At 57.9% G+C, this 20,985-nt stretch carries 19 protein-coding genes; 5 read left to right on the top strand and 14 right to left on the bottom strand.

Annotation, left to right across the window (positions count from 1 at the left end; genetic code table 11):
- The first annotated feature begins 248 nt into the window (after positions 1–248).
- Entirely contained in the window at positions 249–671 is a 423-nt protein-coding gene (locus AC3EMD_RS06255) for a DoxX family protein (protein WP_012540860.1), read from the top strand.
- A gap of 55 nt (positions 672–726) precedes the next feature.
- Here AC3EMD_RS06255 and glyA read toward each other — a convergent pair whose 3' ends face one another.
- Positions 727–1,980 (bottom strand): serine hydroxymethyltransferase, encoded by a 1,254-nt coding sequence (glyA, locus tag AC3EMD_RS06250; protein ID WP_008803781.1) that lies wholly within the window; start codon positions 1,978–1,980, stop codon positions 727–729.
- 325 nt (positions 1,981–2,305) lie between these two features.
- Here glyA and hmpA point away from each other — a divergent pair, with 325 nt between their 5' ends.
- Positions 2,306–3,496: an NO-inducible flavohemoprotein gene (hmpA, locus tag AC3EMD_RS06245; RefSeq protein WP_302073986.1), complete on the top strand. Its 1,191-nt coding sequence runs from the start codon at positions 2,306–2,308 to the stop codon at positions 3,494–3,496.
- A 74-nt stretch (positions 3,497–3,570) separates the two neighbouring features.
- Here hmpA and glnB read toward each other — a convergent pair whose 3' ends face one another.
- The 5 genes from glnB to purL form a co-directional block, all read right to left on the bottom strand.
- The gene (gene glnB, locus AC3EMD_RS06240; RefSeq protein WP_002914032.1) at positions 3,571–3,909 is read right to left on the bottom strand and encodes a nitrogen regulatory protein P-II; all 339 of its coding nucleotides are present in this window, start codon (positions 3,907–3,909) and stop codon (positions 3,571–3,573) included.
- Between the two features lie 65 nt (positions 3,910–3,974).
- A complete protein-coding gene (glrR, locus tag AC3EMD_RS06235) occupies positions 3,975–5,312 on the bottom strand; it encodes a two-component system response regulator GlrR (RefSeq protein WP_008803779.1) in 1,338 nt (445 codons plus the stop codon).
- Positions 5,299–5,985, bottom strand: a complete 687-nt coding sequence (gene qseG, locus AC3EMD_RS06230) for a two-component system QseEF-associated lipoprotein QseG (RefSeq protein ID WP_023298077.1) — start codon at positions 5,983–5,985, stop codon at positions 5,299–5,301. Before qseG ends, glrR begins: the two co-directional genes overlap by 14 nt.
- A 29-nt stretch (positions 5,986–6,014) precedes the next feature.
- Entirely contained in the window at positions 6,015–7,436 is a 1,422-nt protein-coding gene (locus AC3EMD_RS06225) for a sensor histidine kinase (protein ID WP_012967434.1), read from the bottom strand.
- Positions 7,437–8,027: 591 nt separating this feature from the next.
- A complete protein-coding gene (gene purL / locus AC3EMD_RS06220; RefSeq protein ID WP_302073985.1) occupies positions 8,028–11,915 on the bottom strand; it encodes a phosphoribosylformylglycinamidine synthase in 3,888 nt (1,295 codons plus the stop codon).
- A 175-nt stretch (positions 11,916–12,090) separates the two neighbouring features.
- On the opposite strand from purL, the gene mltF reads away from it, so the two are divergent.
- Entirely contained in the window at positions 12,091–13,707 is a 1,617-nt protein-coding gene (gene mltF / locus AC3EMD_RS06215) for a membrane-bound lytic murein transglycosylase MltF (RefSeq protein WP_302073984.1), read from the top strand.
- Here the strand turns inward: mltF and tadA are convergent.
- Both tadA and yfhb read right to left on the bottom strand, forming a co-directional pair.
- On the bottom strand, positions 13,704–14,213 hold the full coding sequence (gene tadA, locus AC3EMD_RS06210) for a tRNA adenosine(34) deaminase TadA (RefSeq protein ID WP_032700879.1): 510 nt from the start codon (positions 14,211–14,213) through the stop codon (positions 13,704–13,706). The genes mltF and tadA overlap by 4 nt on opposite strands.
- A 62-nt stretch (positions 14,214–14,275) precedes the next feature.
- Positions 14,276–14,911, bottom strand: a complete 636-nt coding sequence (gene yfhb / locus AC3EMD_RS06205) for a phosphatidylglycerophosphatase C (RefSeq protein WP_008803773.1) — start codon at positions 14,909–14,911, stop codon at positions 14,276–14,278.
- 212 nt (positions 14,912–15,123) lie between these two features.
- Here yfhb and AC3EMD_RS06200 point away from each other — a divergent pair, with 212 nt between their 5' ends.
- Together AC3EMD_RS06200 and AC3EMD_RS06195 are read left to right on the top strand one after the other, a co-directional pair.
- Positions 15,124–15,972 (top strand): MurR/RpiR family transcriptional regulator, encoded by an 849-nt coding sequence (locus AC3EMD_RS06200; protein ID WP_004144349.1) that lies wholly within the window; start codon positions 15,124–15,126, stop codon positions 15,970–15,972.
- A 56-nt stretch (positions 15,973–16,028) separates the two neighbouring features.
- Positions 16,029–16,289 (top strand): YfhL family 4Fe-4S dicluster ferredoxin, encoded by a 261-nt coding sequence (locus AC3EMD_RS06195; protein WP_004144350.1) that lies wholly within the window; start codon positions 16,029–16,031, stop codon positions 16,287–16,289.
- Between the two features lie 12 nt (positions 16,290–16,301).
- On the opposite strand, the gene acpS is transcribed toward AC3EMD_RS06195, so the two are convergent.
- From acpS to lepB, 6 genes are all read right to left on the bottom strand, one after another.
- The gene (acpS, locus tag AC3EMD_RS06190; protein ID WP_008803771.1) at positions 16,302–16,682 is read right to left on the bottom strand and encodes a holo-ACP synthase; all 381 of its coding nucleotides are present in this window, start codon (positions 16,680–16,682) and stop codon (positions 16,302–16,304) included.
- A complete protein-coding gene (gene pdxJ, locus AC3EMD_RS06185; RefSeq protein WP_042948161.1) occupies positions 16,682–17,413 on the bottom strand; it encodes a pyridoxine 5'-phosphate synthase in 732 nt (243 codons plus the stop codon). The genes acpS and pdxJ overlap by 1 nt, the downstream gene beginning before the upstream one ends.
- A gap of 11 nt (positions 17,414–17,424) precedes the next feature.
- Positions 17,425–18,162, bottom strand: coding sequence for a DNA repair protein RecO (gene recO, locus AC3EMD_RS06180; protein ID WP_064144486.1), 738 nt, complete (start codon positions 18,160–18,162; stop codon positions 17,425–17,427).
- Between the two features lie 11 nt (positions 18,163–18,173).
- Entirely contained in the window at positions 18,174–19,079 is a 906-nt protein-coding gene (gene era, locus AC3EMD_RS06175; protein ID WP_008803768.1) for a GTPase Era, read from the bottom strand.
- The gene (gene rnc / locus AC3EMD_RS06170; protein WP_002914065.1) at positions 19,076–19,756 is read right to left on the bottom strand and encodes a ribonuclease III; all 681 of its coding nucleotides are present in this window, start codon (positions 19,754–19,756) and stop codon (positions 19,076–19,078) included. The genes era and rnc overlap by 4 nt, the downstream gene beginning before the upstream one ends.
- A gap of 249 nt (positions 19,757–20,005) precedes the next feature.
- Positions 20,006–20,980 carry a signal peptidase I gene (lepB, locus tag AC3EMD_RS06165; RefSeq protein WP_008803766.1) on the bottom strand — a complete coding sequence of 325 codons (975 nt, stop codon included), beginning with the start codon at positions 20,978–20,980 and terminating at the stop codon, positions 20,006–20,008.
- Positions 20,981–20,985: the final 5 nt, after the last annotated feature.

Below are 20,985 nucleotides of genomic sequence, written 5' to 3'. Positions count from 1 at the left end.
AACCGGTGTCTCACTCTCTATATGGAAGTTGAGTACATTTGTCTTTAAATCGTGACACACATCACAGAGCGAGCACCATCCCATCGCCGGTTGTATTAAATAAAATCCGATAACCGGGCATCAAAGTGCGAGCAACCCCGCAGCCAAATCCTGATGAAACGAAGCGCAACATTATTATTTTCTCTCCATGGCGGCGGGCAAATTTGTGTATTACGTTTAGATCACACTTCTCTCATAACGAGCTGATTATGAACACACTCCGCTATTTTGATTTTGGCGCTTCCCGCTCCTTGCTGCTGCTCATCGCCCGCATCGCCGTGGTGGTCCTGTTTATCCTTTTTGGTTATCCGAAACTGTTAGGCTTTGGCGGTACGGTGCAGTACATGGCCGCCTCCGGCGCGCCGATGCCGACGCTGGCGGCGATTATCGCTGTGATAATGGAGGTCCCTGCGGCGATCTTAATTGTGTTGGGCTTTTTCACCCGCCCGCTGGCGGTCATCTTTATTTTTTATACGCTGGGTACGGCGGTGATTGGCCATCATTACTGGGATATGACCGGCGATGCGGTATTGCCGAACATGATTAATTTCTGGAAAAACGTCAGTATTGCCGGCGCTTTTCTGCTGCTGGCGATTACCGGCCCCGGCGCGATTTCGCTCGACCGCCGCTAATCGGCAGACACAAAAAAGGCCGCAATCGCGGCCTTTTTTATTGCAACGTTAACGCTTACGCATAAACCGGGAAGCGGGCGCAGATATCCAGCACTTTGCCTTTCACACGTTCAATGACCGCTTCGTCATTGATATTGTCCAGCACGTCACACATCCAGCCAGCCAGCTCTTTAACTTCCGCTTCTTTGAAGCCGCGGCGAGTCACAGCCGGAGAACCGATACGGATACCGGAAGTCACGAACGGGCTCTTCGGATCGTTCGGCACGCTGTTTTTGTTCACGGTGATGTTGGCGCGGCCCAGGGCGGCGTCAGCTTCTTTACCGGTCAGATTTTTATCCACCAGGTCCAGCAGGAACAGGTGGTTCTCAGTACCGCCAGAAACCACTTTGTAGCCGCGGTTCAGGAACACTTCCACCATCGCTTTGGCGTTTTTCGCAACCTGCTGCTGGTAAACTTTAAACTCTGGCTCCATCGCTTCTTTCAGCGCCACCGCTTTCGCCGCGATAACGTGCATCAGCGGGCCGCCCTGCGCGCTTGGGAACACGGCAGAGTTCAGTTTTTTGTACAGCTCTTCGCTACCGCCTTTCGCCAGGATCAGGCCGCCGCGCGGACCCGCCAGGGTTTTGTGGGTGGTGGTGGTCACAACGTGAGCATGCGGAACCGGGTTCGGATACACACCCGCGGCAATCAGGCCAGCCACGTGCGCCATATCGACGAACAGGTAAGCGCCGATGCTGTCGGCGATTTCACGCATTTTCGCCCAGTCAACGATACCGGAGTAAGCGGAGAAACCACCGATGATCATCTTCGGTTTGTGTTCCTGAGCCTGCTTCGCCATGTCGTCATAGTCAATTTTACCGGACTCATCAATACCGTAAGGGATGATGTTGTACAGTTTGCCGGAGAAGTTCACCGGAGAGCCGTGAGTCAGGTGGCCGCCCTGCGCCAGGTTCATACCGAGCACGGTATCGCCCGGCTGCAGCAGCGCGGTGTAGACCGCAAAGTTAGCCTGAGAGCCGGAGTGCGGCTGGACGTTAGCATAGTCAGCGCCGAACAGTTCTTTCGCGCGGTCGATAGCCAGTTGCTCAACCACGTCGACATATTCACAGCCGCCGTAGTAACGCTTGCCCGGATACCCTTCAGCATATTTGTTGGTCAGCTGAGAGCCCTGCGCCTGCATGACGCGCGGACTGGTGTAGTTTTCGGAGGCGATCAGTTCGATGTGCTCTTCCTGACGTACTTTTTCCTGCTCCATAGCCTGCCACAGTTCGGCATCATAATCGGCAATGTTCATTTCACGCTTTAACATCCGCATCTCCTGACTCAGCTAACAATAAAATTTCGGCCTAAAAAGGCGGTCCGATTGGACAACGGCCCACAGTATAACCTAATCATTCTGTGATAACAGGTCTTGACAAAGGATTTTACGCAAACGATTGGCTCCGCATGACACAAGGCTTTGAGCAATAACGTCTCTCTCATTATCAACGGATTTCTTTTCAGGTTTGTGATGCAAATTCTTCATGTTGTAACGGCATCGGGGTTAAGTGTTAAAGAACCATTTACATAGCAGGGTTATTTCTATAAGATGCATTTAAAATGCATCAATAAGATAACACACAAGGAAGCACGCTATGCTCGACGCTCAAACCATCGCCACGGTCAAAGCCACCATCCCCCTGCTGGTAGAGACCGGCCCAAAGCTCACCGCCCATTTCTACGATCGTATGTTCGCGCATAATCCGGAGCTCAAAGAGATTTTCAACATGAGCAACCAGCGCAACGGCGATCAGCGCGAAGCGTTATTCAACGCCATTGCCGCCTACGCCAGCAATATCGATAACCTGCCAGCCCTGCTGCCGGCGGTGGAAAAAATCGCCCAGAAACACACCAGCTTCCAGATCAAACCGGAGCAGTACAACATCGTTGGCAGCCATCTGCTGGCGACCCTCGATGAAATGTTCAGCCCGGGTCAGGAAGTGCTTGATGCCTGGGGAAAAGCTTACGGCGTGCTGGCGAACGTCTTTATCGGCCGTGAAGCCGAGATCTATCAGCAAAACGCCAGTAAAACCGGCGGCTGGGAAGGGACCCGCGCGTTCCGCATCGTGAAGAAAACCCCGCGCAGCCAGCTTATCACCAGCTTTGAGCTCGAACCGGTTGATGGCCAGCCGGTCGCCGATTACCAGCCTGGCCAGTACCTGGCCATCTGGCTGAAACCGGAAGGCTTCGACTATCAGGAAATTCGTCAATACTCATTAACCCGCAAAGCAGACGGCAAAGGCTACCGCATTGCGGTAAAACGTGAGGACGGCGGTCTGGTTTCCAGCTGGCTGCATAACCATGCCAGCGAAGGCGATGTGGTCTATTTAGCCGCCCCGGCGGGTGACTTCTTCCTTAACGTTGAACCACAGACGCCGGTCACCCTGCTCTCCGGGGGCGTCGGGCAAACGCCGATGCTGGCGATGCTGGATGCGCTGGCGAAGAGCGGTCATCAGGGTCAGGTGAACTGGTTCCATGCGGCGGAAAATGGCGACGTTCACGCCTTTGCCGATGAAGTGAGTGCGCTTGGCGCGGCGCTGCCGGCGTTTACCTCTCACGTGTGGTATCGCAACCCGAGCGAAGCCGACCGTCAGACTGGACGTTTTGATAGCGAAGGTTTGATGGATTTAGCGGCAGTGGCGGACAATATTCGCGCCCCGCAGATGCAGTTCTATCTCTGCGGCCCGGTAGCGTTTATGCAGTTTGCAGCGAAGCAGCTGGTAGAATTAGGGGTTAATAAAGACCACATTCATTACGAATGTTTCGGCCCGCATAAGGTCCTGTAAGCCCCGACGACGCGGGGATTTGGAGGCCGGGTAAGCGCAGCCTCACCCGGCAATACTGCAGCGAGCGGCGAGGATTAAATCGCCGCGTCGTCTTCTTCACCGGTACGGATACGAATGACCCGCGCGACGTCGAAGACAAAGATCTTGCCGTCGCCAATCTTGCCGGTCTGCGCCGTACGGATGATGGTATCCACACAGGTATCGACGATATCGTCGGTCACCACGATTTCAATTTTTACTTTTGGCAGAAAATCCACCATGTACTCCGCACCGCGGTACAGCTCGGTATGACCTTTCTGGCGGCCAAAGCCCTTCACTTCCGTCACCGTCATCCCGGTGATGCCGACTTCGGCCAGCGCTTCACGCACGTCATCCAGTTTGAAAGGTTTAATAATCGCATCAATCTTTTTCATGGTGTTCCTGTCTTAGTCGCGTAACCGGTTGCTTACCGTATCATAACTTGCGCTATGTTGCGGAGCTACTCTTTAAAGTCGTTGGCGTCGAGCTCATGGCGCGACAGCAGTTTATAGAATTCGGTGCGGTTGCGCCCTGCCATCCGCGCGGCGTGGGTGACATTGCCTTTAGTAATTTGCAGCAGCTTGCGCAGGTAGTTCAGCTCAAACTGATTGCGCGCCTCCACGAAGGTCGGCAGCGCGGTATTCTCTCCTTCCAGCGCCTGCTCCACCAGCGCGTCGCCAATCACCGGCGACGAGGTCAGGGCCACACACTGCTCAATCACGTTCACCAGCTGGCGCACGTTACCCGGCCACTTGGCGGCCATCAGCCGCTTCATCGCATCGCTGGAAAACGCCCGGACAAACGGCTTATGGCGATCGGCGGACTGGCGCAGCAAATGATTAGCCAGCAGCGGGATATCCTCAGCCCGTTCGGAAAGCGGTGGGATCTTCAGATTCACCACGTTGAGTCGGTAAAACAGATCTTCGCGGAACTCGCCGCGGGCCATCGCCTTCGGCAGGTCGCGATGGGTGGCGGAGATGATCCGCACGTTGATCTCGATATCGCGGTTGCTGCCCAGCGGACGCACCTTACGCTCCTGCAGGACGCGCAGCAGCTTCACCTGCAGCGCAACCGGCATATCACCGATCTCGTCGAGAAACAGCGTACCGCCCTCAGCGGCCTGGAATAATCCTTCACGGTTACTGACCGCGCCGGTAAAGGCGCCCCGCGCATGGCCAAACAGTTCGGATTCGAGCAGCTGTTCCGGCAGCGCGCCGCAGTTGATCGCCACGAACGGTTTATCATGACGCGGGCTGGCGTTATGTATCGCCTGGGCGACGATCTCCTTCCCGGTCCCACTCTGGCCGTTAATCAGCACGCTGACATCCGATTGCGCCACCATCCCGGCCTGCTCAAGCAGGCGCAGCATCAGCGGGCTGCGGGTGACAATCGCCTGGCGCCAGGCTTCGTCGGTGGCTGGCGAGCGCTGCTCCAGCGCCTCATCAATGGCTTTATACAAGGCATCTTTATCGACCGGCTTGGTCAGGAAGCTGAACACCCCCTGCTGGGTCGCGGCCACGGCGTCGGGAATCGAACCATGGGCGGTGAGAATAATCACCGGCATGCCGGGCAGCCCCTTCTGGATCTCGCTGAACAGCTGCAGGCCATCCATTTCATCCATCCGCAGATCGCTAATCACCAGATCCACTTTCTCACGCCCCAGCACGCGCAGCGCTTCCGGCCCGCTCTCGGCGGTGACCACGCTGTAGCCTTCGCTGACCAGGCGCATGCCCAGCAGCTTCAACAGCCCCGGATCGTCATCCACCAGCAGCAAACGCGCCGGTTTACGGATCGTCATGGATCACCTCCGGCACTTTTTCGCTGCCGAAGTTGCCGCCCGGCTTGCGGCTGGAGAGCTGGCGTTCGATATCCGTCAGGTTCTCCAGCTTACGGGTGGTCAGCTCCAGCTGTTCGCGCAGTGCCTGCTCCTGCTGTCGCAGCGTCTCCAGTTCGCTATCGCTGGACTGCTGAAGCTTCGCGTAACGGGCACGCTCTTCCACCAGCTGCAGCTGACGGGTCTGGCCGTCGCGCCAAAGCTGATACAGCGGGCGGACCTGAACGGCGATTTGCGGGCTGAAGGTATCGAGACGCGCCACCAGGTCGCGACGCTCGTCGGGAGTAATTTTGGCATCAGCAAGCAGGATGCCGCGACGGAACGCGTCCTGCCAGCTGTCGTCGGTATGGCGTTTCGCCTCCGCCCGCGCCTGCGCCGGTGCGAGGCGATCGGCACAGTCAATGCCCCGCAGCCAGTAGAGGGGATTTTTGTCGCTGGCATCGCTGCTGTGGGCCCAGATGTCCGCGCAGTCTACCGCGACAAAATCGGCCACCTGATGCTGCGCCTGCCCGGGGGCGGCGGTACCTTCCGCGGTATGCGGTGAAAAGCCGGCGGAACACCCCGCCAGCGTCAGACAAGCAATGCCTGAAAGCAGCCATCCGCGAAGGGAACGGCGCCAGGCCAGGAATTGGGACATAGTTCCCCGATATCGATTCATAAGTTGGATTATTCCGGCGCTGAGGGAAGCGTAATGCGAAAACAGACCTGCCCGGCGGGCGCGTCAACTAAGCTGAGCTCCCCTTGCATCTGCCGGACGCAGTCGCGGGCGATACTCAACCCCAGCCCACTGCCCTTAACGGCCCCTTTACGCTGGTGACTCCCCTGGTAAAAAGGCTCGAAAATCATATTCTTTTCCGCGGCCGGGATCGGTTCGCCGCTGTTGGCGACATCAATACGCACCTGCTCTCCGTGCCGGTAGCTGTGGATACGGATGTTACCGGATTCAGCGCCATAGTGCACCGCATTGGAGTAGAGATTATCCATTACGCTTATCAATAGTGCAGGCTCTGCCAGGCAACGCCGCGCCTGCAGCGTCAGTTCAGTATGCATCAGTTTAGCCCGCGCGGGCAGGCTGTGCGCCGCCACGACGTTTTCCACCAGGTCCACCAGATCCACCGCTTCGCGAGCCACCGGGCTGTCGGCCTGTTTTCGGTTGTAGTCCAGCAACTGTTCAATCAGCTTTTGCAGGTTACGACTACTGCTGTCGAGGATCTCGACGATCTCCTGCTGCTCAGGGGTCAGTGGCCCGGCGACCCGGTCGGCCAACAGCTCGGTACCTTCACGCATACTGGCCAGCGGGGTTTTCAGCTCATGCGACAGATGACGAAGAAATTGATGCCGCTGCGACTCCAGCCACGCCAGGCGCTCGCTGAGCCAGATAATGCGCTTGCCCACCGAGCGCAGCTCGCGCGGGCCGGTAAACAATGCGGCGTCGTCCAGCGACTTCCCTGCCCCCAGCTGATTGATCATTCTTTCTATGCCTTTCACCGGACCGATAATCATACGGGTGAAGAGCAGCACCAGCGCCAGGCTCAGCAGAAACAGCACCAGCGCCTGCCAGCCGAAAAACTGGCCGCGTTCGGCAATCTCCTGCTGCAGCTGCTGGCCGCGGGAATAGACGACTGCCCGGGTCGCCTGCACCATATCGCTGTTATTGCTGGCGAAAACTTCCAGTCTGGCGGCCGCCTGGGCATCGGGGCCGCTATTTTTACACTGCAACTGCGCCAGATCGCTGACGTCCTGACGCAGCGCCTGCCAGAGTTTCTCGTCCGGTAGCACGCCGGCATGGGCATCCAGCATCTGGCTGTAGCGCTGTCGCTGATTCTGATACACCCGCGCCAGCGTCGGATCGTCCAGCACGCAGTACTGGCGATAGCTGCGCTCCATTTCCAGCGCGGCATTGATCATCGCCTCGCTGCGTCGGGCATCGACCAGCGTAGTGCGGTTAATATGCGCCGCCTGGGCGCTAAGGGCATTCAGGCTCTGCCAGGCCTGCCACGCCAGCACCAACAGCGGCAGCAGGATCAGCACAAAGGAGAGCGTCACCAGTTGACGCAGCGAACGGGGAAAAAGAGAGAGTCGCTTCAAGGATGTTGTCTCAATCATTAGCTCTGGTCGATGCTAACTGAGGAGCGCGCCGGAGAAAAGCGCTACCGCTGGTTACTGCGCCGCAGAAACAACAAAGCCAGGCACAAGGCCTGGCTTTGTTCAGGAATGAGGCGGTGCCTTACTCGACGTTTCGCCCGATGTCTGATAAAGCCAGGCTGTTATCAGGAGTTGGACGGCAGGCACCTGTTTGTGCGTCATTCGAAGTTTATGTAGCGCGTCCCGAAGGGGCTGACATAAGAAGGTGAATGAGCCACTGGTTAATATTATGCATGAACTATGCCACCTTTCAAAACATTTTATTAACACGCTGATATATATGATATTAGCTCACGATCATTGCCATACCGGAACCGTACATTTTTTATTCATATTGTCGCTAATTGACGACACTAAACAGGCGCCGCACCACTGCTCAATAAAATCAATATGTTAAGTGTCTCCTATTGACGACACCATAACATAGGGGTTGTCGGCAATTCCCGACACCCTGGCGTGCCGGCCATCACAGATAAAAAAAGCCCCCTGCCTGAGCAGGGGGCTGATACATTCACATGAGGCGCTGCCGGAAGGTTAACCCAGCTGTTTACGCGCGTTACGGAAGATACGCATCCACGGGCTGTCCTCGCCCCAGTTCTCCGGGTGCCAGGAGTTGCTTACGGTGCGGAAGACGCGTTCCGGGTGCGGCATCATGATGGTCGCGCGCCCGCTTTCGCTGGTCACCGCGGTGATACCGTTCGGGGAACCGTTCGGGTTCGCCGGATAGGTTTCGGTCACTTTGCCAAAGTTATCCACGAAGCGCAGCGCCACCAGACCTTTGCTCTCCAGCTGGGCCAGATGCGCGCTGTCGCGCACTTCCACCTGACCTTCGCCGTGGGAGACCGCAATCGGCATCCGTGAGCCAACCATGCCTTCCAGCAGCAGGGATGGGCTTTGCGTCACTTCCACCAGGCTAAAGCGCGCTTCGAAGCGGTCAGACTGGTTACGCACAAAGCGCGGCCACAGGTCGCTGCCCGGGATCAGCTCGCGCAGGTTGGACATCATCTGACAGCCGTTGCACACGCCGAGCGCCAGCGTCTGCGGACGATGGAAGAACGTCGCGAACTCATCGCGCACGCGCTCGTTGAACAGAATCGACTTCGCCCAGCCTTCACCCGCGCCCAGCACGTCACCATAGGAGAAGCCGCCGCAGGCCACCAGGGCATGGAAATCCCCCAGACCGGTGCGGCCCGCCAGCAGGTCGCTCATATGCACGTCGATGGCGTCAAAGCCGGCGCGATGGAAGGCTGCCGCCATTTCAACGTGGGAGTTCACCCCCTGCTCGCGCAGGACGGCCACTTTCGGACGCGCGCCGGTGGCAATGTACGGCGCCGCAATGTCGTCATTAATCTCAAACGAAAGCTTCACATTGAGGCCCGGATCGGCGTCATTGGCTTTCGCCTCGTGCTCCTGATCGGCGCAGGCCGGGTTGTCGCGCAGACGCTGCATCTGCCAGGTGGTTTCCGCCCACCACATGCGCAGCGTAGTGCGGCTCTCGCTAAACACCGTCTGACCGTTGGCGGTCAGCACGAAGCGATCGCCCTCGACCGCTTTACCAAGGTAATGCACGCAGTCTGCCAGGCCGTTAACCGCCAGAATGGCTTCCACCGCCTCACGGTCTGCAGCGCGCACCTGGATCACCGCCCCCAGCTCTTCGTTGAACAGCGCGGCCAGACGGTCATCGCCCAGCGCGGCGATATCTGCTTCCAGGCCACAGTGGCCGGTAAAGGCCATTTCCGCCAGGGTCACCAACAGGCCGCCGTCGGAGCGGTCGTGGTAGGCCAGCAGTTTACGCTGCGCCACCAGGGCCTGCATCGCATCCCAGAAGCCTTTCAGCTGAGCGACATCACGCACGTCTGCCGGCTTGTCGCCGAGCTGGCGATAGACCTGCGCCAGCGCCGTCGCGCCCAGCGCGTTGTGCCCTTTACCGAGGTCGATAAGCAGCAGGGCGTTATCTTCTGTAGAAAGCTGCGGCGTGACGGTATGACGAACATCTTCGACACGGGCGAAAGCGGAGATCACCAGCGACAGCGGGGAGGTCATCTCGCGCTGCTCGCTGCCTTCCTGCCAGCGGGTTTTCATCGACATCGAGTCTTTACCGACCGGAATGGTCAGGCCCAGCGCCGGACACAGCTCTTCGCCGACCGCTTTCACTGCCTCATACAGGCCAGCGTCTTCGCCCGGGTGGCCAGCGGCGGCCATCCAGTTAGCCGACAGCTTCACGCGGTTCAGCTCGCCAATCTGCGTGGCGGCGATGTTGGTCAGCGCTTCACCGACGGCCAGACGGCCAGAGGCCGCGAAGTCCAGCAGGGCAACCGGGGCGCGCTCGCCCATCGCCATCGCTTCGCCGTAGTAGCTGTCGAGGCTGGCGGTGGTCACCGCGCAGTTGGCCACCGGGATCTGCCACGGGCCGACCATCTGGTCGCGGGCGACCATACCGGTCACGGTGCGGTCGCCGATGGTCACGAGGAAGGTTTTCTCGGCCACCGTCGGCAGATGCAGAACGCGATTTACCGCATCGGCAAGGGTAATCGGTTGGCGATCCAGCGCGCTGCCCTGAGCTTTCAGGGTCTGCACATCGCGGGTCATTTTCGGCGTTTTGCCGAGCAGGACGTCCAGCGGCAGGTCGATCGGCTGATCGTTAAAGTGGCTGTCGCTCAGGCTCAGGTGCTGCTCAGCGGTAGCTTCGCCGATAACGGCATAAGGCGCGCGTTCGCGGCGGCACAGTTCGTCGAACAGCGGCAGTTGCTCCGGGGCGACCGCCAGAACATAACGTTCCTGCGATTCGTTACACCAGATCTCCAGCGGGCTCATCCCTGGCTCATCGCTGAGAATATCGCGCAGCTGGAATTTACCGCCGCGGCCGCCGTCGCTCACCAGCTCCGGCATGGCGTTGGAGAGACCGCCCGCGCCAACGTCGTGGATAAAGAGGATCGGGTTGGCGTCGCCCAGCTGCCAGCAGCGGTCGATCACTTCCTGACAGCGGCGTTCCATTTCCGGGTTGTCACGCTGTACGGAGGCGAAATCGAGGTCGGCATCGGACTGGCCGGAGGCCATAGAAGAGGCCGCGCCGCCGCCGAGGCCGATGTTCATCGCCGGGCCGCCCAGCACGATCAGCTTCGCGCCGACGGTAATCTCGCCCTTCTGCACGTGCTCACCGCGGATGTTGCCGATACCGCCGGCCAGCATGATCGGTTTGTGGTAGCCACGCAGCTCTTCGCCATTGTGGCTGGTGACTTTCTCTTCATAGGTGCGGAAGTAGCCGTTCAGCGCCGGACGACCAAATTCGTTGTTAAACGCCGCGCCGCCCAGCGGGCCTTCGGTCATGATGTCCAGGGCCGTGACAATGCGGTCCGGTTTACCGAAATCTTCTTCCCACGGCTGTTCGAAGCCCGGGATACGCAGGTTGGAAACCGAGAAGCCCACCAGGCCCGCTTTCGGCTTCGCGCCGCGGCCGGTGGCGCCTTCATCGCGGATTTCGCCGCCGGAGCCGGTTGCCGCGCCCGGCCATGGAGAGATGGCCGTCGGGTGGTTATGGGTTTCCACCTTCATCAGAATGTGCGCCGGCTCCTGATGGAAGTCGTAGCGCCCGGTCTGATGGTCGGCGAAATAGCGCCCCACTTCAGACCCTTCCATCACCGCGGCATTATCTTTATAGGCCGACAGCACGTAGTCCGGCGTTTTTTCAAAGGTGTTTTTGATCATTTTGAACAGCGACTTCGGCTGCTGTTCGCCGTCGATGATCCAGTCGGCGTTGAAAATCTTGTGGCGACAGTGCTCTGAGTTCGCCTGGGCGAACATATACAGCTCGATATCGTTCGGGTTGCGTCCCAGGCGGGTAAACGCGTCCTGCAGGTAGTCAATTTCGTCGTCGGCCAGCGCCAGACCCAGACGGAGGTTGGCGTCAATCAGCGCCTGACGCCCTTCGCCCAGCAGGTCAACGCTGGTCACCGGCGTCGGCTGATGGTGAGCGAACAGCTTTTCGCCCGCTTCCAGCTCGTCGAAGACGCTCTCCATCATGCGGTCGTGCAGCTCCGCCGCCACCGCGGCCCACTGCGCTTCGGTCAGGGTTGAGGCTTCAACGTAATACGCCACGCCGCGCTCAAGACGCACAACCTGCGCCAGACCGCAGTTGTGAGCGATATCGGTAGCTTTAGAAGACCAGGGAGAGATGGTGCCAGGGCGAGGGGTCACGAGCAGTAATTTACCGGTCGGGGTATGGCTGCTTAAGCTCGGGCCATACTGAAGCAGTCGCGCCAGGCGCTCGCGATCGTCAGCGCTCAGCGGGGCATTCAGATCGGCAAAATGAATATATTCGGCATATATGGCGCTTACCGGAAGGTTGGCCGCCTGAAATCGTGCCAGCAGTTTATTGATACGGAATGCCGACAGTGCAGGTGAACCACGCAAAATTTCCATCATAAGTCTCTCGTCTTCGAAGCTTTCAGGGTGAGCCAGGGGGGGAAACGGGCGTCATTATAGTGAATCCTGCGCCCCGACGAAACCGTTTGCGTAGAAATAAAATCATTGATGCTGTTTATCAATAAATGTGACGACCATCGCGAATAAGTTGCCAACTGGCGCATTCTTAAGCAGAATGCCGCACATTCGACGACAACCTTGCGTTTTTTCCGGACATCGCCTGCTGAGGAACCTGAAGCTGCAGAAGATTAACTCTCTGAAAAAATTAAAGATTAATTATCTGCTGATCGGCATTGTCACCCTTTTGCTGGCGGCGGCCCTGTGGCCGTCGATCCCCTGGTCTGGTAAACCCGAGAACCGGGTGGCGGGCATTATCGCTCGCGGCGAGCTGCGCATCAGCACTATCAACTCGCCAATGACCTTCGCCACCATGAACAATAAAGCGTTCGGTCTGGATTATGAACTGGCGAAGCAGTTTGCCGACTACCTTGGCGTAACGCTTAAGATAACCGTCCGGCAAAACATCAGCCAGCTGTTTGACGACCTCGACGACGGTCAGGCCGATATGCTGGCCGCCGGACTGGTCTATAACCAGGAGCGAGTGAAAAACTATCAGGCCGGCCCCACCTACTATTCTGTTTCACAACAGCTGGTCTACCGCGTCGGCAATACCCGGCCGCGCACCCTCGCGGCGCTGACCGCCGAGCAGCTCACTATCGCTCCGGGCCACGTGGCGATCAACGACCTGCAGACCTTAAAAGCCGAGAAATACCCGGATCTTGCCTGGCGCGTGGACGAAAAACGCGGTACCACGGCGCTGATGCAGGCGGTGATTGACGGTAAACTTGATTACACCATCGCTGACTCGGTGGCCGTCAGCCTGTTTCAGCGCGTCCATCCGGAGCTGGCGGTGGCCCTCGATATCACCGACGAACAGCCGGTCACCTGGTTTAGCGCCCGGGACGACGATAATTCGCTGTCGGCGGCAATGCTTGATTTCTTCAACAACATCAATGAAGACGGGACGCTGGCGCGCCTCGAGGAGAAGTACCTCGGCCACGGCAACGATTTCGATTATGTCGATACCCGCACCTTCCTGCGCGCGGTGGAAAATATTCTTCCGGAGGTGCAGCCGCTGTTTGAAAAATACGCCCGCGAGATTGACTGGCGCCTGCTGGCCGCCATCGCCTGGCAGGAATCCCACTGGGATCCGCAGGCCACCTCCCCGACCGGCGTGCGCGGTATGATGATGCTCACACGCAATACGGCGCAAAGCCTGGGTCTAACCGACCGCACCGATGCGGCGCAGAGTATCGACGGCGGCATGCGCTACCTGCAGGATATGATGGATAAAGTGCCGGATTCGATCCCGAAAGATGAACGCATCTGGTTTGCGCTGGCTGCTTACAATATGGGCTATGCCCATATGCTGGACGCCATGGCGCTCACCCGCAAACAAAAAGGCAATCCCAACAGCTGGGCAGACGTTAAGCTGCGTTTACCCCTGTTGAGCCAGAAGCCCTATTACAGCAAACTTAAATACGGCTACGCGCGCGGCCATGAGGCCTACGCCTATGTGGAAAACATCCGCAAATATCAGATAAGCCTTGTCGGCTATTTGTCAGAGAAGGAGCGCCAGCAACAGCAAACGCTGGCCCTGGCGGAGGATTACCCGGCCGTGCTCCCGAATGAACTCGAACAGCCGCAGGAGACCACCCTGCCCTTTTTCAAGTTTCGCGCCGATAAGCAGATGGATAATGCCCGGTTAAAACTCCCCGGCCACCTGTATTAACCTTCTCCGGTCTGCTCCCGGGCTTTCTTCAGCGCTTTTTTCTCTTCCCGCCGCCAGCGAAAGAAGTCGCTCAGCATGGTAGAGCAGGACTCCGCCAGCACGCCTTCGCTTATTTCAACCCGATGATTCATTCCCGGATGGTGCAGGACATCTATTAGCGAGCCAGCGGCACCGGTCTTGGCATCCCTGGCGCCAAAGACCAGGCGGGCGATACGGCTGTGCACCATGGCGCCAGCACACATGACGCAAGGCTCCAGGGTCACGTACAGCGTGGCGTCGATCAGGCGATAGTTTTGCAGCACCAGTCCGCCCTGGCGTAAAGCCATAATTTCCGCGTGAGCGGTGGGGTCGTGACGGCCGATCGGCCGGTTCCAGCCCTCGCCGATGACCTGGTTGTTATACACCAGCACCGCGCCCACCGGCACCTCGCCCTCTTCCCAGGCGCGCTTTGCCAGCGTCAGGGCATGACGCATCCAGTATTCATCATTGAGTTCGAGGTCAGACACAGCGGCCACTCCAGCAGAAAAAGCGGGGCGCATTATACATGGGCGCTATCAATTACACACTATTACTCCAGCTGCTGGAGCTCTCCCTGAGGCGTTACCCGCCAGCGATGCTGGCAAAAGCCGAGCAACGGGTTGTCCTGCTCGCTGTCGCTATAGCCGCTGTACAGCCGCAGCGGCGCGCCGATCTTTTTCTCCAGCTGCACCACTTTTTCATGCCCAAGGCAGCGCAGGGTCAATACCCAGCCGCCCCAGCGGCGCGCGGTGCGGCTGGCTATCAGATTCACCCGCGGCAGCCAGAGAGTATCGCGATAGACCTGCTCCACCAGCGACTGCGGCGAGCCGGTGATCAACCAGACGTCGGCATCGGTACTGGTCAGGTACGCCGTGAGCCGCGCATGAACCACCGGAAACGCCGTCACATGATGGCGAAACCAGCCGACAAATTCCGCTTCCAGCCGCTTCAGTACCGCCTCGCGACGGCCAAAGGTTGACGCCCACAGCAGGAGGCTCATTGGCCAGCGCGCCGCCCGCCCACACACCGCCAGCCCGGCAAGGATCGCCGGCCCCATCGCCACCACCAGCAGCAGGTTTAGCGGCAGATTACGCAGCAGGTAGCGCAGGAAACTGCCGAACATATCCTGCTGATGCAAGGTTCCGTCCAGATCGAAAAACACCACTTTCCGTTCATTGTGCTGCAAACTGCCTCCTTATGTCAGGACTCGCTTCTCGTTAGGTTAAGCTTAACAGCCTTACGCCGCGAAGAGGGAAAACATCCCCTGCCGTTAAGGAACAATTAAATTAGCAGGCGAAGGAAAAATTGTGGCTCAAGAATTTTTAATTCGTGGTATACCCCTTATAATCGAATAAAAATTCTGTCAGTCACGAGCCGGACGGCTCCAGCGGAGCTCCAATGAACTGTTTAACGCGTATTCGTCAGCGCTATCCCACCCTGGCGGCGAGCGACAAAAAGTTGGCCGATTATATTCTGAGCCAGCCCGATGAGACCCGGCACCTCAGCTCGCAGCAGCTGGCGGCGGAAGCCGGTGTGAGTCAGTCCAGCGTGGTTAAATTTGCCCAGAAACTGGGGTTCAAAGGTTTTCCGGCGCTGAAGCTGGCGCTGAGTGAAGCGCTGGCCAGCAGCCCGGATCCGCACTCGGTTCCGGTACATAACCACATTCGCGGTGACGACCCGCTGCGTCTGGTCGGCGAGAAACTCATTAAAGACAATGTCGCCGCCATGCATGCCTCGCTGGACGTCAATACTGAAGAGACGCTGCGGGAAGCCGTCACGCTGCTGCGCAACGCCCGGCGGGTGATCGTCACCGGCATCGGCGCGTCCGGTCTGGTGGCGCGTAACTTTAGCTGGAAGCTGATGAAGATCGGCATCAACGCGGTTTCTGAGCAGGATATGCACGCCCTGCTGGCGACAGTGCAGGCCATGTCCAGCGACGATCTGCTGCTGGCGATCTCTTACTCCGGTGAGCGCCGGGAGATCAATATGGCGGCAGGTGAAGCGCTGCGCGTGGGCTGCAAGATCCTGGCGATCACCGGCTTTAGCCCTAACGCCCTGCAGCAGCAGGCAACCCACTGCCTGTATACCATTGCCGAAGAGCAGGCGACGCGCAGCGCGGCCATCTCCTCCACCAGCGCGCAAATGATGCTCACCGACCTGCTGTTTATGGGGCTGGTGCAGCAGGATCTGGAGCGGGCGCCGGAGCGCATTCGCCATAGCGAAGCGCTGGTGAAAAAGCTGGTCTGAGCAGAAAATGGGCGTATAATGCCCGCCCTGTTTGTGTTGTTTCTGAGACTTTCCTGATGGCGCTGTTAATTACCAAAAAATGCATCAACTGCGATATGTGCGAACCGGAGTGCCCGAATGAGGCCATTTCGATGGGTGATAGCATTTATGAAATTAACAGCGACCGCTGCACCGAGTGCGTGGGTCATTACGACACGCCAACCTGCCAGAAAGTGTGCCCGATCCCGAATACGATCCTGAAAGATCCGGCACACGTCGAGAGTGAAGAACAGCTTTGGGATAAATTCGTGCTAATGCACCACGCGGATAAAATTTAACCGCCATCCTGGCTAGCTTTCGACAATCACCGTGGCACAGGCGTAGTGGCGTTCATCGGCGAGGGTGACATGAATAGCCCTTACCCCCATTCGTTCCGCCAAAAGCTTTGCTTCGCCCCATAGCCGCAGCTTCGGCTTGCCCAGCTCGTCGTTGTATACCTCGAACTGATTAAACGCCAGTCCGTTACGGATCCCGGTTCCCAGCGCTTTCGCCGCCGCTTCCTTGACCGCAAAGCGTTTCGCCAGGAAACGCACCGGCTGCTGATGCTGCTCCCAGATGCTCCATTCATGGTCGCTCAGCACCCGGCGGGCAAGGCGATCGCCGCTGCGGGCGATCACCGCTTCGATGCGGGCGATCTCGACGATGTCGGTACCCAGCCCGAGAATGGCCATTAGCCGCGCGCTTCCAGCATCAGACGCTTCATTTCCGCGACCGCCTCTTTCAGGCCACTCATCACTGCGCGACCGATAATCGCATGGCCGATATTCAGCTCATGCATTTCCGGCAGCGCAGCAATCGCTTTCACGTTGTGATAGGTCAGACCGTGGCCGGCATTCACCTTCAGGCCAAGGCTGGCGGCATAGGTGGCCGCTTTGGCAATACGTTCCAGCTCCTTCGCCTGCCCGGCGTCGGTTTTGGCATCGGCATAGCAGCCGGTGTGAATTTCGATATAGGGCGCGCCAACGTCTGCCGCCGCTTTGATCTGCTCGTTATCCGCATCGATAAACAGGGACACCAGGATACCGGCATCCGCAAGGCGTTGGCAGGCATCGCGCATCTTGTCGCGCTGCCCGGCCACGTCCAGTCCGCCTTCGGTAGTGACTTCCTGACGTTTCTCCGGCACCAGGCAGCAGAAGTGTGGTTTGGTTTCGCAGGCGATCGTCAGCATCTCTTCGGTGACCGCCATTTCAAGATTCATCCGGGTGTGCAGCGTCTGGCGCAGGATACGCACATCGCGATCGGTAATATGGCGGCGGTCTTCACGCAGATGTACGGTGATGCCGTCGGCGCCGGCCTGCTCGGCAATGAAAGCTGCCTGAACCGGATCCGGATAGGCAGTGCCGCGCGCGTTACGCAAGGTCGCGATATGGTCAATATTGACCCCTAACAGTAATTCAGCCATGACAATCCTCGTTAATCATTATTCGTATTAGCCGCCCGCACCTTTCGCGCGGGCATAAACTGGCGAAACAATTCCCGACTCTTAAGCGGTTTGCCGCCAAGATAGGGTTTCAGGGCGATACGGGTAAAGCGCTTCGCGGCGCGCAGCGTATCTACATCTGGAAATTCGCGACTCGCCAACGCTTTCAAATGGTGCCCGGTAAACGTGTTGTTATCAATCACCAGACTGGCAATAAAGCCCTTTTCTTCGCGATAGCGATAGGTCATGGTGTCATCCACCGGCTCACCGCTGCCCGCGCAGTGAAGAAAATCCACGCCATAGCCCAGGTGCCCGAGCAGCGCCAGCTCAAAACGCCGCAACGCGGGCTCCGGCGAGCCGCTGGTTCCGGCAAGCGCCTGAATGCAGTGCAGATAGTCAAAAAAGAGTTCGGAGAAGCGTGTTTCGTGCTCCAGCACGCGGGAGATAAGCTCGTTAACGTAGAGGCCGCTGTAGAGCGTGATCCCACTGAGCGGCAACGCCAGCGAGACGGCTTCCGCGCTGCGCAGGGTTTTGACTTCGCCGCGGCCGCCGAAGCGAACCAGTAAGGGGGTAAAGGGCTGTAAAGCGCCTTTGAGATTAGAGCGTTTGGAGCGTGCGCCTTTGGCCACCAGGCGCACACGACCCGATTCTTCCGTGAAGACGTCCAGCATCAGGCTGGTTTCGCTCCACGGTCGGCTATGCAGGACAAAGGCGCGCTGCCATCCATCCACGTTGCGTTAACTCAGAGGTCGTCAACGTAACCGAGACTGCGCAGGGCGCGCTCGTCATCGGCCCAGCCGGATTTCACTTTGACCCACAGCTCGAGGTGTACCGGCGCTTCAAACATGTCCTGCATGTCCTTACGCGCTTCGATACCGATGGTTTTAATTTTGGCGCCTTTATTGCCAATTACCATCTTCTTCTGCCCTTCGCGCTCGACGAGGATCAGGCCGTTGATATCGTAGCCGCCGCGCTCATTGGTTACGAAACGTTCGATTTCCACAGTGACGGAGTACGGCAGCTCAGCACCGAGAAAACGCATCAGTTTTTCACGGATGATCTCGGAGGCCATAAAGCGCTGGGAACGATCGGTAATATAATCTTCCGGGAAGTGATGGATCGCTTCCGGCAGATGCTTACGCACGATCGCCGCGATAGTATCGACGTTGGTGCCGGTTTCCGCAGAGATCGGCACAATGTCGAGGAAGTTCATCTGGCTGGCGAGGAACTGCAGGTGCGGCAATAGCTCCGCTTTGTCCTGCACGTTATCCACCTTATTGACCGCGAGGATCACTGGCGCTTTCGCGTCACGCAGCTTGTTGAGCACCATCTCGTCGTCTTGCGTCCAGCGAGTGCCTTCCACCACGAAAATGACCAGTTCAACATCGCCAATTGAGCTGCTGGCCGCTTTGTTCATTAAGCGGTTAATGGCACGCTTCTCTTCCATATGCAGGCCCGGGGTATCGACGTAAATCGCCTGATACGGCCCTTCGGTATGGATACCGACGATGCGGTGACGCGTCGTTTGCGCTTTTCGGGAAGTGATCGAAATCTTCTGCCCAAGCAGCTTATTCAACAGCGTGGATTTGCCAACGTTTGGACGACCAACGATGGCGACAAATCCGCAATAACTTTTTTCTTCGCTCATTCCAGCTCCAGTTTTTTCAGCGCCTGTTCGGCGGCAGCCTGCTCCGCCTTGCGACGGCTGGAACCTGTGCCAACCACCGGTTCACTCAGGCCACTGACCTGGCAGTGGATAGTAAATTCCTGATCGTGCGCTTCGCCACGCACCTGGACCACCAGGTAGGACGGCAGCGGCAGATGACGTCCCTGCAGATACTCCTGCAGACGCGTCTTCGGATCCTTTTGCTTATCGCCCGGACTGATTTCGTCCAGACGGGTCTGGTACCAGGAGAGGATTAAGCGTTCAACGTTCTGAATATCGCTGTCGAGGAAAACCCCGCCAATTAACGCTTCAACGGTGTCCGCGAGAATGGATTCGCGACGGAAACCGCCGCTTTTCAGTTCGCCCGGCCCGAGGCGCAGACACTCACCCAGTTCAAACTCGCGAGCGATCTCCGCCAGCGTGTTGCCACGCACCAGCGTCGCGCGCATGCGGCTCATATCGCCTTCGTCTACGCGAGGAAAACGATGATAGAGCGCATTCGCGATCACAAAACTTAAAATGGAGTCACCTAAAAACTCCAGGCGCTCATTATGTTTGCTGCTGGCACTGCGGTGAGTTAATGCCTGTTGCAACAGCTCCTGATGATGAAAAGTGTAGCCCAGCTTTCGTTGAAGCCGATTAATTACGATGGGGTTCATGCGTTACCAATAAATGAATGCGTCAAAGATGCAGCACACGAAACCGACCTGAGCATACGCTTCATACAGCAAGTTGAAACAGTCCAATACGCTTTCGTGTGCAGTGTCACCCGGCAGAGCGACAACCAAAAACTTCGGGGGGATATTCTATACGCAACGACACGTGATGTCGTTAGTTTGAATGGATTTAAATATTAAATAATTCACGTCGCTGCGGTTATCGCAGCGACGTGAATTCAACAGGGGAAATTAATGAATTCCACCAATGCGCGATAACCGCACGCCGGTCGGCCATTCACCTTCCTGTTTTTCAAAACTCATCCAGATAGCGGTCGCTTTTCCGACCAGGTTCGCTTCCGGCACAAAGCCCCAGTAGCGGCTGTCGGCGCTGTTATCCCGGTTGTCACCCATCATAAAATACTGACCGGGCGGTACAATCCAGGTGGCCAGCGGCAGGCCGGACTGATGGTAGTACATCCCAACCTGATCCTGGGCAATCGGCACCATCAGAATACGGTGCGTGACGTCGCCCAGCGTCTCCTGACGCTCGGTCAGACGAATGCCGTCAGCTTTGGTTTCACCCTTCGGCAACTGCCAGAAACCGCTGGACGCTTCGCCGCCGTTGCTGCGGGAGAAGGTCTGAACGAAATCGCTCGGCTCAACATTGGAATAGGTCACCGGCAGCGCGTTGCCGCAGGCCTGTCCGGAGCTGCAGCCCGGCTGAATAGTGACCTGCTTGGCAACCGGATCGTAGGTGACTTTATCGCCCGGTAATCCCACCGCGCGCTTAATGTAGTCGAGACGCGGATCTTCCGGATATTTAAACACCACGATGTCGCCGCGCTTTGGATGACCCGTTTCGATCAGCGTTTTCTGGTAGATCGGATCTTTAATGCCGTAAGCGAATTTCTCCACCAGGATGAAATCGCCAATCAGCAGGGTCGGCATCATCGAACCTGACGGGATCTGGAAAGGTTCATAGATAAACGAACGCACAATCAGCACAATCGCCAGCACCGGGAAGACCGAGGCGCCAGTTTCCAGCCAGCCCGGTTTCGGGCCCACTTTCTTCAGCGTTTTCTTGTCCAGTTGCTCGCCGGTCGCTGCCTGAGCAGCGGCCTGACGCTCACGACGTTTTGGTGCGAAGATGAACTTATCCAGACACCACAACAGCCCTGTCACAAGGGTCGCAATGACCAAAATCAGGGCAAACATGTTCGCCATGCCAA

It is taken from the genome of Klebsiella sp. PK18 (genome assembly GCF_057784655.1).
This window is presented reverse-complemented; position numbering and strand designations above follow the sequence as displayed.